General features: G+C 31.9%; 11 protein-coding genes and 1 riboswitch. Of the genes, 9 read left to right on the top strand and 2 right to left on the bottom strand.

Going from position 1 to position 17,658, the window contains the following annotated elements; genetic code table 11:
* Nucleotides 1–18: 18 nt before the first annotated feature.
* The 4 genes from L1S46_RS16810 to L1S46_RS16795 all read left to right on the top strand — a co-directional run bounded on the left by L1S46_RS16810 (nucleotide 19) and on the right by L1S46_RS16795 (nucleotide 4,059).
* Nucleotides 19–2,448: a heavy metal translocating P-type ATPase gene (locus L1S46_RS16810; RefSeq protein ID WP_238900480.1), complete on the top strand. Its 2,430-nt coding sequence runs from the start codon at nucleotides 19–21 to the stop codon at nucleotides 2,446–2,448.
* A 125-nt stretch (nucleotides 2,449–2,573) separates the two neighbouring features.
* Nucleotides 2,574–3,266 carry a Crp/Fnr family transcriptional regulator gene (locus L1S46_RS16805; RefSeq protein ID WP_011968782.1) on the top strand — a complete coding sequence of 231 codons (693 nt, stop codon included), beginning with the start codon at nucleotides 2,574–2,576 and terminating at the stop codon, nucleotides 3,264–3,266.
* 39 nt (nucleotides 3,267–3,305) lie between these two features.
* On the top strand, nucleotides 3,306–3,626 hold the full coding sequence (locus L1S46_RS16800; RefSeq protein ID WP_011968783.1) for a rhodanese-like domain-containing protein: 321 nt from the start codon (nucleotides 3,306–3,308) through the stop codon (nucleotides 3,624–3,626).
* A 73-nt stretch (nucleotides 3,627–3,699) separates the two neighbouring features.
* Nucleotides 3,700–4,059 (top strand): C-GCAxxG-C-C family protein, encoded by a 360-nt coding sequence (locus L1S46_RS16795; RefSeq protein WP_077831485.1) that lies wholly within the window; start codon nucleotides 3,700–3,702, stop codon nucleotides 4,057–4,059.
* 81 nt (nucleotides 4,060–4,140) lie between these two features.
* Here the strand turns inward: L1S46_RS16795 and ablB are convergent, their stop codons facing one another.
* Nucleotides 4,141–5,007 carry a putative beta-lysine N-acetyltransferase gene (gene ablB, locus L1S46_RS16790; RefSeq protein WP_023976251.1) on the bottom strand — a complete coding sequence of 289 codons (867 nt, stop codon included), beginning with the start codon at nucleotides 5,005–5,007 and terminating at the stop codon, nucleotides 4,141–4,143.
* Nucleotides 5,008–5,209: 202 nt separating this feature from the next.
* Nucleotides 5,210–5,344, bottom strand: a riboswitch (cyclic di-AMP (ydaO/yuaA leader).
* Nucleotides 5,345–5,620: 276 nt separating this feature from the next.
* On the opposite strand from ablB, the gene L1S46_RS16785 reads away from it, so the two are divergent.
* The 4 genes from L1S46_RS16785 (at nucleotide 5,621) to L1S46_RS16770 (ending at nucleotide 11,599) form a co-directional block, all read left to right on the top strand.
* Nucleotides 5,621–7,450 (top strand): S8 family peptidase, encoded by a 1,830-nt coding sequence (locus tag L1S46_RS16785; protein WP_077831486.1) that lies wholly within the window; start codon nucleotides 5,621–5,623, stop codon nucleotides 7,448–7,450.
* 174 nt (nucleotides 7,451–7,624) lie between these two features.
* On the top strand, nucleotides 7,625–8,839 hold the full coding sequence (locus L1S46_RS16780; protein WP_238900479.1) for a cadherin-like beta sandwich domain-containing protein: 1,215 nt from the start codon (nucleotides 7,625–7,627) through the stop codon (nucleotides 8,837–8,839).
* A gap of 519 nt (nucleotides 8,840–9,358) precedes the next feature.
* Nucleotides 9,359–11,197 (top strand): S8 family peptidase, encoded by a 1,839-nt coding sequence (locus L1S46_RS16775; RefSeq protein ID WP_238900478.1) that lies wholly within the window; start codon nucleotides 9,359–9,361, stop codon nucleotides 11,195–11,197.
* A gap of 237 nt (nucleotides 11,198–11,434) precedes the next feature.
* Nucleotides 11,435–11,599, top strand: a complete 165-nt coding sequence (locus L1S46_RS16770; protein ID WP_011968789.1) for a DUF3787 domain-containing protein — start codon at nucleotides 11,435–11,437, stop codon at nucleotides 11,597–11,599.
* A gap of 345 nt (nucleotides 11,600–11,944) precedes the next feature.
* Here L1S46_RS16770 and nifJ read toward each other — a convergent pair whose 3' ends face one another.
* Nucleotides 11,945–15,463, bottom strand: a complete 3,519-nt coding sequence (nifJ, locus tag L1S46_RS16765) for a pyruvate:ferredoxin (flavodoxin) oxidoreductase (RefSeq protein WP_238900477.1) — start codon at nucleotides 15,461–15,463, stop codon at nucleotides 11,945–11,947.
* 505 nt (nucleotides 15,464–15,968) lie between these two features.
* Between nifJ and kdpA the strand changes: the two genes are divergently transcribed.
* Complete coding sequence (kdpA, locus tag L1S46_RS16760; protein WP_238900476.1) at nucleotides 15,969–17,648, top strand: potassium-transporting ATPase subunit KdpA; 1,680 nt, start codon at nucleotides 15,969–15,971, stop codon at nucleotides 17,646–17,648.
* Nucleotides 17,649–17,658 lie beyond the last annotated feature (10 nt).

Raw genomic sequence — 17,658 nt, 5'->3', positions numbered from 1 at the left:
TAGATTGGGGGAAACATTATGGCAAGCAATATAAAAATAGCTAGTGGTCCTGTTAACGCAAAATTATCAAAGAAAGATAATATAAAAAAAGTAAAGAAAGAATTTATATTAGAAGGGCTTGGATGTGCCAATTGTGCAGCTAAAATAGAACAAAAAATAAATGAATTAGATGGAGTTAATTTTGCCAATGTAAATTTTCTTACTAAAACTTTAATATTAGAAACAAATGAAGTTAATAAATTAGAAGAGCTGATAGGAGCAGTAACTAACATTGTAACTAATATTGAATCTCATGTTAAAGTTGTAGAAAAGGTAACAGAAAAAATTTTGAAAAAAGAAATTTTACTTGAAGGATTATGCTGTGGTAACTGTGCTGCAAAAATCGAAAGGGAATCAAATAATATAGATGGTGTGAAATCTGCACTAGTGGACTTTATATCAACAAAGCTTATTATAGAGATGGAAGACCCAGCAAAAGAAAATGCCATTATTGATAATGTTAAACGAATTGTCAAAAGAATAGAACCAGATGTTAATGTTGTTGAAATTGATGGAATAGATAGAAGAGCTATGAGCAAGAATGAAAAAGTTGAAGAGGATAATGATAAGTTGGAAATTATAAGATTAGCTATTGGTGCTATAATTTTTGGAGCCGCTACTATTTTTAAATTTTCAAATTATATAGAATTATTATTATATCTAATAAGCTATATTCTTATAGGTGGAGAAGTGGTCTTAAGAGCTCTAAAAAATATAGCTAAAGGTCAAGTATTTGATGAGAATTTCTTGATGACTATAGCAACTATTGGTGCTTTTGCAATAGGCGAATATCCAGAAGGAGTTGCAGTTATGCTTTTCTACCAAATAGGAGAAATGTTTCAAGATATGGCTGTTAATCGCTCTAGAAAATCCATCACATCACTTATGGATATAAGACCGGATTTTGCTAATTTAAAAATAAATAATGATTTCAAAAAAGTAGATCCAGAAGAAGTTAAGCTTGGAGATATTATATTAGTTAAACCAGGCGAAAAAGTGCCATTAGATGGTGAAATAATTGAAGGAAACTCTATGGTTGATACTGCTGCATTGACAGGTGAGTCTGTTCCTAGAGAAGTAGGGGTAGGAGACAGTATTTTAAGTGGAGTAATTAATAAAAATGGACTTTTAACAATAAAGGTAGAAAAAGAATTTGGAGATTCTACTGTTGCTAAGATACTGGATTTAGTTCAAAATGCAAGTGGAAAAAAGGCTCCGACAGAAAATTTTATAACAAAGTTTGCTAGATATTATACTCCTGCTGTTGTTTTTGCAGCTTTAGCACTAGCTGTAATACCACCAATTGTTATTGAGGGAGCAACATTCTCACAGTGGATTTATAGAGCATTAGCATTCTTAGTTGTATCTTGTCCATGTGCATTAGTTGTATCTATACCTCTAGGATTTTTTGGAGGAATAGGTGGAGCATCAAAAAATGGGATACTCGTTAAAGGTGGGAATTACCTTGAAGCATTAAATAATGTTGAAACAGTTGTGTTTGATAAAACAGGAACTCTTACAAAAGGAATATTTAAAGTGACAGAAATAAGGCCAGAAAATAATATTTCAAAAGATGAACTCATAGCTTGTGCGGCTTATGCAGAAAATTACTCAAATCATCCAATAGCAACTTCTATATTAAGAGCTTATGATAAAGAGATAATTACAGATAAGATAAAAGGTTATGAAGAAATATCAGGGCACGGCGTAAAAGTTGTTCTAGATGGAAAAGAGGTATTTGCTGGAAACTACAAGTTAATGGATAAGGAGAATATATCTTATAACAAAGTAGATGAAATAGGAACTGTAGTCCATATTGCTATAGAAAAGAAATATGCAGGTTATATTGTTATTTCAGATGAAGTAAAAGAAGATTCATTAAAGGCTATAAAAGCTTTAAAAGAAATAGGTATTAAGAAGACAGTAATGCTTACAGGTGATAATAAAACTGTTGGAAGTAAAATTGCTAAAGAATTAGGTTTGGATGAAGTTCATGCTGAACTATTACCAGATCAAAAAGTAGAAGAGCTAGAGCTATTGTTTAAGGAAAAATCACCTAGAGGCAAGATAGTATTTGTTGGAGATGGAATAAATGATGCGCCAGTTCTAGCGAGGGCTGATATAGGTATAGCAATGGGCGGTGTTGGCTCAGATGCAGCAATTGAAGCTGCTGATGTAGTTATAATGACAGATGAACCATCAAAAATAGCTTCAGCTATAAAGATTGCAAAGAAGACTAGAACTATAGTAATGCAAAATATAGTTTTCGCATTAGGTATTAAATTGATAATATTGGCGCTTGTAGCTGTAGGTATGGGCACTATGTGGGAAGCGGTATTTGGTGATGTTGGAGTTGCACTGCTTGCAGTCTTAAATGCTATGAGAGCTATGAAAGTAGATAATATATAGTTATAGATTGGTGTAGTCATAATATTGCTATGACTACACTTTTTAAATGCAAATTTTTTTCTTATGTGACTAAGTCACACAAATTTATTAAAAAAAAGAATATAATACAATAAAGGAGGGATGAAGTGAATAATAGAATTGAAATATCAAGTGGGAATAGGTTGGAATATATAAAATCTCTATATAAGGTATATCCGGTGTTATATGAGATTAATAAAAAGAATAATGAAGTAATAAACGAACAAGCTAATTTTAAAACTTTATATGCTGATGAATATGTAGAAGCTACAGAGAAAGCGTGTAAAGGGATATTATTTGTTATAAAAGGTGTAATAAAAATACAAAAAATTAATAAGAATGGTGAAGAAACTAACCTTTATAATATAAGCCAAGGTGAATTTTGTCATGAAGCCTTAAGCTGCTTATCAGATTTGGAATCATTAAATATAACAGGTAAGGCAATTCAAGATTCTAAGGTATGCATAATTCCTTTTGAAGTGGTTAAAAAATATTTTATTAGTGATAATGACTTCTTATTATATATATATAAAGATTTGTATAATAAGTTTAATACTATCATAGGGAATAAAGAAGAAATTATTCATGAATCCCTTGAAACAAGGCTTATAAAATTGCTAATAAGCAAGAAAAGCAAAATAATTTATGCGACTCATAGTGAATTGGCTTTTGAAATTGATTCAGTTCGTGAAGTTATAAGTAGAAAGCTAAAGAATTTAGAAAAGCTTGGGTATATAAAATTAGAAAGAGGCAAAATAATCATACTTAAGGATTTAAATAAAATATTAAAAGATAATTAGAGATAAGAAATTAGGAAAGTATTTTAGGAGGAAGTTATAGTGTTTGAATTTTTAAAAAAAGATGATGGAAGAGTTATTAATGTAAATGAAATTGATGATCTAATAGGAAAAGTTGAATTGATTGATATAAGAGAAGAATATGAGTATAAAGGTGGAAGTATAAAAAGTGCCCAAAATATTCCTATGGGAGAACTTTTAGATGAACCAGAGAAATACTTAAATAAAAGCAAAGAATACTATATAATGTGCCAATCAGGAGGAAGAAGTGCAAGAACGTGCAACAATCTAAGAAATCAGGGTTTCAAGGTTATAAATGTTGCAGGAGGAATGGGCTCTTATATAGGAAACAAAAGAAAATAAAGTACATAATACTAAGTAGTATTATTATTATTTTATAAATAATAATTATTTTGCTAGATTGAGGGGATATAACATGAAGAAAGTTATTGAATTTCATAAAGAAGGATATAATTGTGCAGAATCTATACTTAAAGCATTTAATGAGGATACAGGATCTGAAATTCCAATTGCAATAGCAAGTCCTTTTGGAGGAGGCATGACTATTGGAAGTACATGCGGAGCAATCACTGGAACTTTAATGGCGATAGGCGCATTAAAAGGAAGAAATAGCAATGAAGAAAAAAATAATTCAAGAGTATTAACTAGAGAAATTATAAATAAAGTTAAAGAGAAGTATGGTACTCTTGAGTGTATTGAGCTTAAGAAAAAAGGTATAACTTGTGATGAAATTATAGAATATGCTTATAATATTTTGAATGAATATGCAAAATAGCATGATAAAAGAGGGGATTAAAAAATATTGTTTATTTGCTTCATGCAAATAAATAATATTTTTTACTATAATAAAACTAATTTAAAAGCTTGTACTATTTATGTTTTTTACCCAAAGGTTCATGTCTTCAAAGGTACCGCATATATTACAATTGTTTACTAGTCTGCCAGCAAAATTATAATTATGCTTACTTAGAACAAAGTTAATGCTAGGATTTATTGATCTAGATAAACTATATAAACAGAGAAAACCCTTAGTTTTTAAGTCTGATTCTAAAGAATAAATAATGTTTGATAATATGCCTATGCCTCTATAGGATGGATGAGTAGCACAGTCAGTTATTTCAGCATTCAAATTTTCTTTATTCATATCCGCTGAAGCTATGCTGATTATTTTTCCATTATATACGGCAACTTTGTATAGAACTTTATCATTCATTGTTTGTTTTAAATATTCTTCATCATAAATAGGTGATTGATAAGTTAAAAAAACGGTGGAAAACAAATCTATCATTTCTTTTATATCATTTTTATTTGCGTTTCGAATAAGGTATCCTAAATTATTTTTTTGATGCGCATATGTGTTCCTAACATTCTGACATTCTTTTATTAATAGTTCTTTTCTTGCAAAATTGCTGCAAACTTTTCTATCGCTATTAATAAAGTATGACATACAAAAAGCATCGTTACCTTTAAAATATCCATTGATCTTGCCTTCGGAATTGAATCCCGCATTAATAAAAGTTTCAAATGATTTAGTATCACAATTACAAATAATTTTACTTAAATGTTGTTTTGATGCAAAGTGAATTATTCTTTTCAAGTTTTGCATTGATATGGCATTAAAGTCAATTATTTTTATTCGCTTGTTAGGTAAATCTACTAATATTTTAGTCCGATCTATTTTTGCGTAAAAAGTATTATTTAATTCACATCTACTTGCTCTCATTAAATTGCTTTCTCCTTTTATCATAATGTATTACTTGAAGTTAGGAAAAAGTTTCTTAACTATAAGATATTTTTCCAGCCTCAAAAGTTTGTCCTAAGTTTAAGTTTATAATTATAAAAAAAATAATAAGCTATAGAGAAGTCTCTATAGCTTATAAAGCAATAATATTTATAGGCATACATAAAAAATATCAAAGTATACCAAAACTTCTCTTCTACGCTTACGAGATTAGCTGACGGATTCGGATTGAAGAAAATTAACCCTACTTATTATCGTGTAATAAGATTCACCCCAAAAAATGGTTCTCCCGTTCAAAGTGATTAAGCGTTACATATATCATTTTGTAATTATTAATATCTTATATATAAACATATCATTTTTAAATATTTGAGTCAATATATGTATAAGTCAATGTGCATTATTATGCAAATATAAATATTAATTAATCAATTATATATTATAAATTCTCCCTTTTACTTTATTTGTGAAAGTGAAATAAATTTAAATAGTATAGGTTAGCATGCATTCGCTTGTGTTTTATTAATGTGTACTAAATGAATAAATTATATTTTACGGAAATATTATTAGATATAGCAATACTAAGGAGTTTAATGTGCCTAGTTTTAAAAAATGTAATTTATATTATGCTGGATTTCCTAATTATTTAGTGCAGTATAGAGGAGATTTTCAGGGACAAATTGATAACATATCATATGCCTGTGGCGACAAAATTACTGATACAATTGCAGTAATCTCTATAGCACCAGAAGATTTAAACCGTTTAATGAAGGATGTTCCATCAATTCTTTATGTAAATCCTAGAAGTAAATACGTACTACAAGAGGTTTCGCCATCAAGTGTAGATAATATCAATGCAATCAAAATTAATCCATACTTAGACTTAAATGGAAGAGGCGTGCTTATAGGTATGGTTGACAGCGGAATAGAATATTTAAATGAAGAATTTATAAGAGAGGATGATACTTCAAGGATTGTAAGTCTCTGGGATCAGACAGTACCAGATTCTACCGATACATCAGTGTATATTGGAAGAACATTTAGCAATGAAGAAATTACTAATGCAATCAAAGCTTATAGAAATAATCAAGATCCATATCTAATTGTCCCATCAAAGGATGAAGTTGGACATGGAACACAGATGGCTGGTATTATTGGTGCAAGAGGATATAATGCTGATGTTCAAGGCGTTGCATCAGGATGCGAATTTGTAATTGTTAAGCTTTTTGAATCTATCAATTTTAGAAACGAGCTTCAGGCAAATGGCATTCCTTATACACCAGTATATAATGATTCAGAAGTTTTAGCAGCAATATATTATTTGCAAAGTGTTGCAGTAAGACTGAATAGACCTATGGTTATATATCTGGGTGTAGGTACAACCGAAGGCAGTCATGATGGTAATAATCTGCTCTCAAGGTATTTAACTTCTATTGGAAAACTTAGAGGTATTGTTACAGTTACTGGTGTCGGAAATGAAGGAGCGTCAGAAGGTCATACTTCTGGAATCATAAAACAAACTGGGGATGTGGCTTCTATTGAATTAAGAATACCTAGAGAGATGAAATATTTTTCTTTCACAATCTGGTTGATAAAACCTAATAGAGCATCTATAAATGTGGTTTCGCCTAATGGAGAATCATCAAAATTTATTAAAGCGAAGGCAAATGAAATACAGAATGTTAATTTTGTATTTTTTAAAACTCAAATGACTGTAAAATATTATGTTCCTGAATATTTCACAGGCCATGAAGCCATATCAATTAGCTTTGATAGCATAAAGGCTGGAATATGGACCTTTCAGTTAAGGGGAGATTATATAACAGATGGTAGATATCATATATGGCTTCCACCACAAAAAACATTGCCAGAAAACACGAGATTTCTTCAAGCAGATCCATTTACTACATTGACAATACCATCTACGGCGCGAAGTGTAGTCACAACAGCTTATTATGGAAATGACAATGCTTTGGTTGCAGCATCTGGAAAGGGCCCTAATGTTAATACATATGTAGAAAACCCGGATATAGCTACTTTGGGGGCAGATATATTAGCAACGAATATAGGAGGCAAGACTACTACTGTTTCTGGCAGTTCAGTAGCAGCTGCTATAATAGCAGGAGCTTGTGCGCTTTTATTGCAATGGGGGATTGTTAATGGAAATGATAGAACTATGTTTGCAGCAAAAATCATAGCTTATTTAGTGCTTGGTGCAGATAGGAGCAATTTGGCTTATAGATACCCTACTAGAGAAATTGGATATGGATTTTTTGATTTACTAGGTACTTTTAATATAATAAGCAGAAGCTATAGAATGGACCTAGGCCTAGAAAATAAGTCAAGGGCAGATTGTAAAAAAGGGGATAAGTATATTGAATACAGTGTAAAAGCATTATTTATAAGAATTCCTAAAGAAATATAAATGTTAAAAAACAATACATTTGTTTAAAATTGCATATTGAAATAAGAAAATATGTAATATAAAGAAAAAAATCCTATTTTACCAACTAAAAGGTACTATAAATGGTATTTGATATTGTATTATATAGTGAATAGCATTGTTTGGTGCTAATACAATAATTTAGGGGGATATAATATGAATAGAAATATTAAAAGAATAGTTGCATTAACAATTGCGGCAACTGCCTTTAGTGCAATTGTACCAGCAACAAGCTTAACTTTAACTACAACAGCTTATGCGTCAACAGGTGATTTATCAAGCATTAAATTAAAGACATCAGGCGGAAGCACAATAAAGACTTATAGTGATGATAATTATAAAAGTAAAAATGAAGTTGATGACGATGAGTTGAAAAATAATGAAACTTATTACGCTAAGACTTCATCTAGTAAAATAAAAATAAGTGTAAATGGCGCTGACTCAAGTAATGTTAGAATCTTTAAAGGAAGAACAAGTTCTACTAAAGGTGTAAAAACAAGCAGTACTATTGAACTATCCAAAGGATCAACAACAGTTCTTACAATAAGAACATATAACGATAATCCAGGAACGGTCAAATACAGTGATAATTCATATTCTAGTCAATACACTATTAGGGTGAAGTGTACAGCAAGTTCTTCTAGTGATGATGAAGATGATAATAAAGATGTGTATTTGAAGAGCATTTCACTTAGCGACGGGGATTTGAGTTTTTCTAAAAATACTTCTGATTATAGTGTGAATGTTTCTGGATCTGTTGATGAAATTAAAATAACCGCAAAGCCAGATTGTGATAGCGATGAGTATGACGATTATGAAGTAAGAATAGATGGAAGTACTGTTGATGAAAGTGATAAATTTAGAAAAACAGTATCTTTAAATAAAGGAAAGAATGATATAAAGATAACTGTTAAAAATGATGATGATAAGAGAACATATACATTGAACATTTATAGAGGTGGAAGTAGCAATAATTCTAATAGCAGTGGTACACAATTGCCAACTAAGAATATTAAGACAAATCAATGGGTACAGGTCAATGGAAGATGGCAATACAACGATTCTATGGGTAATCCAGTAAAAAATAATTGGATACGTAATTACTACTTACAATCAGATGGAAACATGGCCACAGGGTGGTTAAACTATGGAGGTACATGGTATTATTTAGGTGGCGACGGAGCAAAAAAAGCAGGCTGGCAATTAGTTAATGGTAATTGGTACTATATGGATTCGGAAGGAAGAATGCAAACAGGATGGATTAAGGATGTGTCTGGAAAGTATTATTACTTATATAGTAATGGAGCTATGGCATACAATACCACTATTGGTGGGTATAGATTAGGATCTAATGGTACTTGGATTAAGTAGAATTCATAAAATGCTTAATGTAAAGTTTTTATTTAGAAATAGTGATAATCTAGCTAATTAACATATATAAATAAACTAATTATAATCTATACTTATGCGTATAACTCACCGAAATGAATAACATACTTTTGTTACAGTTTCTGGACAATTCTGATGGGTGATTCTAAGGCTATAAAGTTGCATCCAAAGTGCTAGCCTCAAAGAACAAGCTTTGAACTAGCACATTTGGAACAACTTATAGCCAAAGAATCACATCCATCAAAATTACCAATGAAACATTCCACAAAAGTATATTACTCATTTCTGGTTGGAAGATATTTCATAGTCTAAGTATAGTCTATGATTGTCTTATCTATACTTTTAATAAATTTATGACCCATACTAATATTTATAAATATTAGTATGGGTCGCATTTTTATAAATATAATAGGGCCATTTAATTATATTTATATTTTCATAATGAATAATTTGTACTTTATCTAAATACTATTAAATATAAGTAATACTAAGGAGTCTGCTGTGCCTAGTTTTAAGAAATGTAGTTTATATTATGGAGGAATGCCTAATTATTTAGTTCAATATAGAGGAGATTTTAGAGGTCAAATAGACAAAGTATCTTATGCGTGTGGAGATGTAATTACTGATACTATCGCGGTTGTATCTGCTTCACCAGAAGATTTAGTTAGATTGGCTAAGGATGTACCATCGATTCTTTACATAGATCCTAGAAGTAAGTACGTATTACAAGATATATCTCCGTCAAGTGTAGATAATATAAATGCAATTAAAATTAATCCTTACTTGGACTTAAATGGTAGAGGTGTCCTTATAGGCATGGTTGACACTGGAATAGATTATTTAAATGAAGAATTTATAAGGGAAGATGATACTTCAAGAATAATAAGTCTTTGGGATCAAACTATTCCTGATTCTGATGATACCTCAGTTTACATAGGAAAAACCTTTAATAATGAAGAGATTACTAATGCAGTCAAGGCTTATAGAAATAAACAGGATCCATATTTAATTGTACCTTCAAGAGATGAAGTTGGGCATGGAACTCAAATGGCCGGTATCATTGGAGCAAGGGGGTATAATGCCGATGTTCAAGGGATAGCTTCTGGAAGTGAGTTTGTGGTTGTAAAACTTTATGAGTCCATGGAATTCAGGGAAGAGCTCATAGCAAATGGTATTCCATATACACCAGTATATAATGATTCAGAGGTATTAGCAGCAATAGATTATTTAAGAAATGCTTCAGTAAGTCTTAATAGACCAATGGTTATATATATTGGAGTTGGAACAACAGAAGGTAGTCATGATGGTAATAATTTAATTTCAAGGTATATATCATCTCTAGGAAGGCTTAGAGGACTAATTACAGTTGCTGGTGTTGGGAATGAAGGCGCTTCGGAAGGTCATGCTTCTGGAATTATAAAGCAAACAGGAGATATAGTTTCTATTGAATTGAGGATATCAAAAGAAATGAAATATTTTTCCTTTACAATTTGGGTAATAAAACCTAATAGGGCATCTATAAATGTAATTTCGCCTAATGGAGAATCATCTAAATTCATTAAAGCGAAAGCCAATGAAATACAAAATGTTAATTTTGTATTTTTTAAGACTCGAATGACTGTGAAATATTATGTTCCGGAATATTTTACAGGCCATGAAGCAATAGCCATAAATTTTGATAGCATAAAAGCTGGAATATGGACATTGCAGTTACGAGGAGATTATATAACTGATGGAAGATATCACATTTGGCTGCCGCCGCAGAAAACATTACCAGAGAATACAAGATTTCTTCAAGCAGACCCATTTACTACACTAACAGTACCATCTACAGCCAGGAGAGTAGCCACAATAGCTTATTATGGAAATGATAATGCGTTGATCGCAGCATCTGGAAAAGGTCCGAATGTTAATGTAGATATAAATAACCCAGATTTAGCGACTTTAGGGATAGATGTATTAACTACAAAAGTAGGAGGGGGAACTACAACTGTTTCTGGTAGCTCAGTGGCTGCTGCGATAATTTCTGGGGCTTGCGCACTTTTGTTGCAGTGGGGAGTTGTTAATGGAAATGACAAAACCATGTTTTCAGCGAAAGTTATAGCATATTTGATTTTGGGTGCTGATAGAAGTAACTCGACATATAGATATCCTAATAGGGAAATAGGGTATGGATTTTTTGATTTACTTGGTACATTTAATATTATTAGCCGAAGTTATAGAATGAACCTAGATTTAAAAGAAAAAGATGAAGTCAGCATGGAGAAAAACTGTATTGAATATAGTGTGAGAAATCTATTTATAAGACTTCCGAAAACACATATGGAAATATTAAAATAAAAAATATGAGTATTTAATTAGGAAAATTTTCTTTATATATAATAATAAAGTCTCATATCAGAACTTGTATTATTTCTGAAGATTGTATTTCAAATTCATTTACAGTTTAACCCAATGTGTAATTAAATAATTGTGATGTTGCAAATCAACTCTAGTCATACTTTTCATTTTTAAGCAAATACTATTACTGATCTAAATTTATTAGAATAATTTTGGATAGTAAAAGGAGGTTTACACATGACAAATAAATTTAAAGAAAAGTTCGTTGGAATGCCAATAGAAAAGCATGATGCAGCAGCATGGGCTAATATGGAAGACGCACAACCTGTATCTAATGTGAACATTCCTAGCGAAGTACAAGTTAGGAATGCAAAAGAATATGTAGATACAAATCAAAAGTAAGAGCTATAGTTTAAGATTTAGTCGACCGAAATGACAGGTACTCTGTTGCTTCGGTTGCTATAGAATAGAGTTGTGAATTTCTAACAGCAAAAGTTGTAGCCATTTACGCATGCTCCTTAGACGTGCTAAGGACAAGCGAGAATGGAACAACTTTTGCTGAAGAAATTGCTACGACTCTATTCTAAATGCAACGCTGCACAAAAGAGTACCTGCCATTTCTGGTGTGGAATATATTTTAAACTATAAATGTAACTTGAAATTGAGGTATTTATAGAAAAATCCCCGGAAAATCGGGGATTTTTTATTTTGGTTACTATTTACATGTATGTTATTTGGAGCTTTTTACTAATATTGCATATCAGCTAAGCGCTTATAAGTTTCATATCTTTCTTTTGCATTCTTTTCTGCTTCATCAAATAATTTATCGGCTACCTCTGGGAATACGTTCATTAATGATGAGTAACGTATTTCTCCATTTAAGAAGTCTTTATATGGAGCAGAAGGTTCTTTTGATTCAAGTAAGAATGGGTTTTTACCTTCATCTTTTAATAATGGGTTATATCTATATAGATGCCAATATCCAGACTCAACAGCTTTCTTTTCTTCTTTTATACTGTTACCCATACCAACTTTTATACCATGGCTTATACATGGAGCATAAGCTATAATGATTGATGGTCCTGGATATTTTTCAGCTTCAGCTATTACCTTAATGGCATGATTCATGTTTGCACCCATAGCTATTTGAGCAACATACACGTAGCCATAACTCATAGCCATAAGTCCTAAATCTTTCTTTCTAGTTTTCTTACCTGCTGCTGCGAATTTAGCAACTTGAGCAGTTTGAGTAGATTTTGAAGCCTGCCCTCCAGTATTAGAGTAGATTTCTGTGTCCATTACAAATATGTTTACATCATCACCCATAGCAAGCACTTGATCCACTCCACCGTAGCCTATATCGTAAGCCCATCCGTCTCCACCGAGTATCCAGTGAGACTTTTTAACTAAATAATCTTTTCTTTCTAATATCTCTTCTGCAATTTCATTATTAGAATTTTTTAGAACTTCTAAAACTTTAGAAGAAGCTGTTTTTGATCCGTTTCCATCATTGAAGTTATCAAGCCAATCGCGGAAAGCATTCTTAATCTCGTCATTAAAGTCAGATGATTCTAAACCTTCATTCATTAAATCTGCTAGCTTTTCTCTTATTTGTTTAACACCTAGGAAAATACCATATCCAAATTCGGCATTGTCTTCAAATAATGAATTTGCCCAAGCTGGACCTTTTCCTTCAGCATTTGTGGTATAAGCTATAGAAGGAGCACTTGCACCCCATATAGATGAACATCCAGTTGCATTAGCAATTATCATTCTTTCACCAAAAAGTTGTGTTAGAAGTCTTATATATGGAGTCTCTCCACATCCAGGGCAAGCACCGTTGAATTCTAGGAGAGGTCTAACTAATTGGCTGCCTTTTAAGGTATTTCTATCAATCAAGTCTTCCTTAGGTGTAAGCTTCATTGCGTATTCCCAGTTTTCAGCTTGCTCTAATATTTGTTCTTCAGCCGGTTTCATTATAAGAGCTTTACCAGGAGCAGGACATACATCAGCGCAGTTGCCGCAGCCTGTGCAGTCTAGAGGAGCTATTTGTATTCTATAACCGTAGTTTTCTAGACCTTTTCCAGCAGCCTTCTTTGTAATGAAGTCCTCAGGAGCATTCTTCATTTCGCTTTCATCAACTAAGAATTGGCGTACTGTAGCATGAGGGCATATGAATGCACATTGACCACATTGTATACACTTATCTGTTTGCCATTCAGGAACATTAACAGCTATACCACGTTTTTCATAGGCTGTAGTTCCAAGAGGGAAAGTACCATCTTCCATTCCTTTAAATGTACTTGTTGGTAATTCATCACCTTCAAGTCTTGCCATAGGACGTTGAATATTTTTAACAAAGTCTGGTTCGTCTTTAACTGGTTTATCACTATCTTTAGCATTGGCCCAAGATTCAGGTATACTAATTTCGTTCAATGAATCTACTCCTCTATCAACAGCATCATGATTCATTTTTACTATTTTATCACCTTTTTTACCATACAAGTGGGAAATTGAATCTTTTAAATATTTAACTGCATCTTCAACAGGAATAACATTAGCAAGTTTAAAGAATGCAGATTGCATTATCATATTAATTCTATTTCCAAGACCTATTTCGCCAGCAATAGCAATTGCATCTATAGTATAGAATTTAATATTATTTTTTGCCATATATCTCTTATATGCGGCAGGTAATTTATTTTCAATTTCATCCTTATTCCATGGGCAGTTAAGTACAAAAGTTCCATTATTTTTTAGTCCCTTTAACACATCAAAATTATAGATAAAGGATTTGTTGTGACAAGCAACATAATCTGCATTATAAACTAAATAAGGAGATTTTATAGGGCTCTTTCCAAATCTTAAATGGGACACTGTAGTACCACCAGATTTTTTACTATCATAAGAAAAATATGCTTGAGCATATAAATTCGTATTATCACCTATAATTTTAACAGCACTCTTATTTGCTCCAACTGTACCATCTGATCCTAACCCCCAGAATTTACAGCTTATAGTTCCTTGTGGTGTAGTATCAATTATTTCTCCTTCAGGCAGAGAAGTGTTAGTAATATCATCAACTATACCAACAGTGAAATTATCTTTTGGCTTATCTGAATTTAAATTACCAAAAACAGAAATAATTTGTGATGGTCTTGTATCTTTAGATGCTAAACCATATCTTCCACCAACTATCACTGGTTTGTTGTCTTCGTTATAGAAAAGCTTAGTAACGTCTAAATATAATGGCTCAGCAGGTGCGCCAGGTTCTTTTGTTCTGTCTAATACTGCTATTTTCTTAACAGACTTAGGTAAAACGTTAAAGAAGTACTTATCACAGAAAGGTCTGTATAAATGAACCTTTATCATACCTACTTTTTCGCCTTTTTCTCTTAAGTAGTCTACAACTTCGCTTATAGTGTCACACACTGAACCTATGGCTACTATAACTCTTTCAGCTTCAGGATCTCCATAGTAGTCAAATGGGTGATATTCTCTTCCAGTAATATTTTTTAATTCTTTCATGTAATTTTCTACTATATCAGGTACAGCATCAAAGAAAGGATTTTGAACTTCTCTTCCTTGGAAGTATATATCAGGATTTTGAGCTGTGCCTCTGGCAACTGGATGTTCTGGATTTAAAGCTCTATCTCTAAAGGCTTTTAATGCAGCTTTATCTACGAGTTTAGTTACTTCTCCAAAATCAGGTACCTCAATTTTTTGGTATTCATGTGATGTTCTAAATCCATCAAAGAAATGAGTAAATGGAACTCTTCCTTTAATTGCACTTAAATGGGCTATACAGGCTAAATCCATTACCTCTTGAACACTGCTTGATGCAAGCATAGCAAATCCAGTCTGTCTAGTTGCCATAACATCTTGGTGATCTCCGAAAATTGATAGTGCGTGAGTTGCAATTGCACGAGCAGTTACATGAAATACTGCAGGCAAAAGTTCTCCAGCAATCTTATACATGTTTGGTATCATAAGCAGCAAGCCTTGTGATGCTGTATATGTAGTAGTTAGTGCACCAGCTTGAAGTGATCCGTGTACTGCGCCAGCTGCACCAGCTTCGGATTGCATTTCAGCAACCTTAATTGGCTGATTAAACATATTTTTCTTTCCGTGAGCAGACCATTCATCAACCCCCTCGGCCATAGGTGTAGAAGGAGTTATAGGATATATTGCAGCTACTTCAGTAAAATTATAGGAAGCATATGCTGCGGCTTGATTTCCGTCCATTGTTTTTGTGACTTTTTGCATTAGGCTAATCCTCCTCTTCTATTTTTATAGAAAATCATAATTTATTTATCTCATTTATTATTTGAAAACTGAGGAAAAGTATACATATTTCTGATAAGCCGTACATTTAGTAATAATTTATATTAAATTATGGACATGGAAGATATTAAATATAAAATTCTATAAACGAAATCTTTATACAATCTTTATGCAGAAGAAAAAAGTCTTAATCCAATCTTTATATTATAGCTAGTAATATTTATATATGAGATATGAATGACGAAAGGAGAAATATGATGATGCTAGATTTTATTTTTTTGACATCATTATTTGTAGGATTTTTTTCTATCATACTGTTTGCTAATTGGTGTGGAAAACAAACTAACAAGTAAAAGAAAATAAATGGGGGAATATAAATGCTAAGTTTAGTTGTAATTATAATTTTACTTTTTGGATATTTAGGGTATGCATTATTTAATCCAGAGAAATTTTAAAATTATTAGTAGTGGAACTAGGAGGAATAGTTATGGAGTGGTTACAAATAATAATAACTTTACTACTTTTTATGATAATAGTAGTACCAGTTGGAAAGTATCTATATTATGTTAGCACTGGTCATAAAATCATTGGAGACAAGCTATTTGATAAAATCGATAACTTTATCTACAAGATATGTGGAATAAGTAAAGATGACGAAATGGATTGGAAAGAATATATTTTTTCTATTATAGCAGTGAATGCTGTAATGGTATTTATAGGTTATATAATGCTTAGAGCTCAAGGATTCTTATTTTTTAATCCAAATAAAATAAATGGAATGGAACAAAGTCTATCTTTTAATACAATTATAAGTTTTATGACTAATACAAATCTTCAAGATTATAGTGGAGAATCAGGACTTTCTAATTTTAGTCAAATGATAGTGATTATTTTTATGATGTTTACATCAGCAGCAACAGGCTTTTCAGCAGCTATTGCTTTTATTAGAGGAATAATTGGAAGAAAGTTAATGGGAAACTTTTTTGTAGATATGACAAGAGTTACAACAAGAGTTTTATTGCCACTATCAATAATAGTGGGAATTCTTTTGGTAAGTCAAGGCGTACCACAAACTTTATCTGGAACTAAAACAGTTACTACAATAGAAGGTAAAATGCAAGATATAGCAATTGGCCCGGTAGCAGCTCTTGAATCAATTAAGCATATAGGTACAAACGGCGGAGGTTTCTTCGGGGCAAATTCGGCTCACCCATTTGAAAATCCAACACCTATATCAAATTTAATTGAAATACTATCTATGATGATACTTCCAGGAGCACTAGTTTATACTTTTGGGTTAATGCTTAGAAATAAAAAACAAGGCTGGACCATATTTGGAGCAATGGCTGGAATATTTATAATAGCACTTCCAATATGTTATTATGCAGAAAAGGCTGGAAATCCAGCATTAGCACATGTGGGACTAAATCAACTTATGGGGAATATGGAAGGGAAAGAAGTGAGATTTGGAGTAGGACAATCTGCATTATTTACGACAGTAACTACGTCCTTCACAACAGGAACAGTTAATAATATGCATGATTCCTTAACACCTATAGGTGGAGCAGTTGCTCTTATGAATATGATGCTTAATGTTGTATTCGGAGGTAAGGGCGTAGGCTTTATGAATATGATGATGTATGCTATTCTTACTGTCTTTTTATGTGGACTTATGGTTGGAAGAACACCAGAATTTTTATCAAAGAAAATTGAAGGTAAAGAAATTAAGCTTATAGCATTAGCTATAATAATTCACCCATTACTAATATTGATGTTTTCAACTTTGGCATTAATATCGCCAGAGGGAATTGCAGGAATATCAAATTCAGGATTTCATGGGTTAACTCAAATAGTTTATCAATTTACATCCTCAGCAGCAAATAATGGTTCTGGATTTGAAGGGTTAGGAGATAATACTCTGTTTTGGAATACTACGACAGGTATAGTGATGTTTTATGGAAGATATTTATCAATTATAATTCTTCTTTCAGTAGCTGGCTCTTTAGCCGCCAAAAGAACAATTCCAACAACAATAGGAACTTTTAGAACAGATAATACAATGTTTGCATTAACTCTAATTGCAATTGTTTTAATAATTGGAGCATTAACATTTTTACCTGCTTTGGCGCTTGGACCAATAGCAGAACATTTAACATTGTGGAATTGATTATTATGAA

The sequence above is a fragment of the Clostridium sp. YIM B02500 genome, assembly GCF_022324665.1.
Classification (GTDB): domain Bacteria; phylum Bacillota; class Clostridia; order Clostridiales; family Clostridiaceae; genus Clostridium; species Clostridium beijerinckii.
This window is presented reverse-complemented; position numbering and strand designations above follow the sequence as displayed.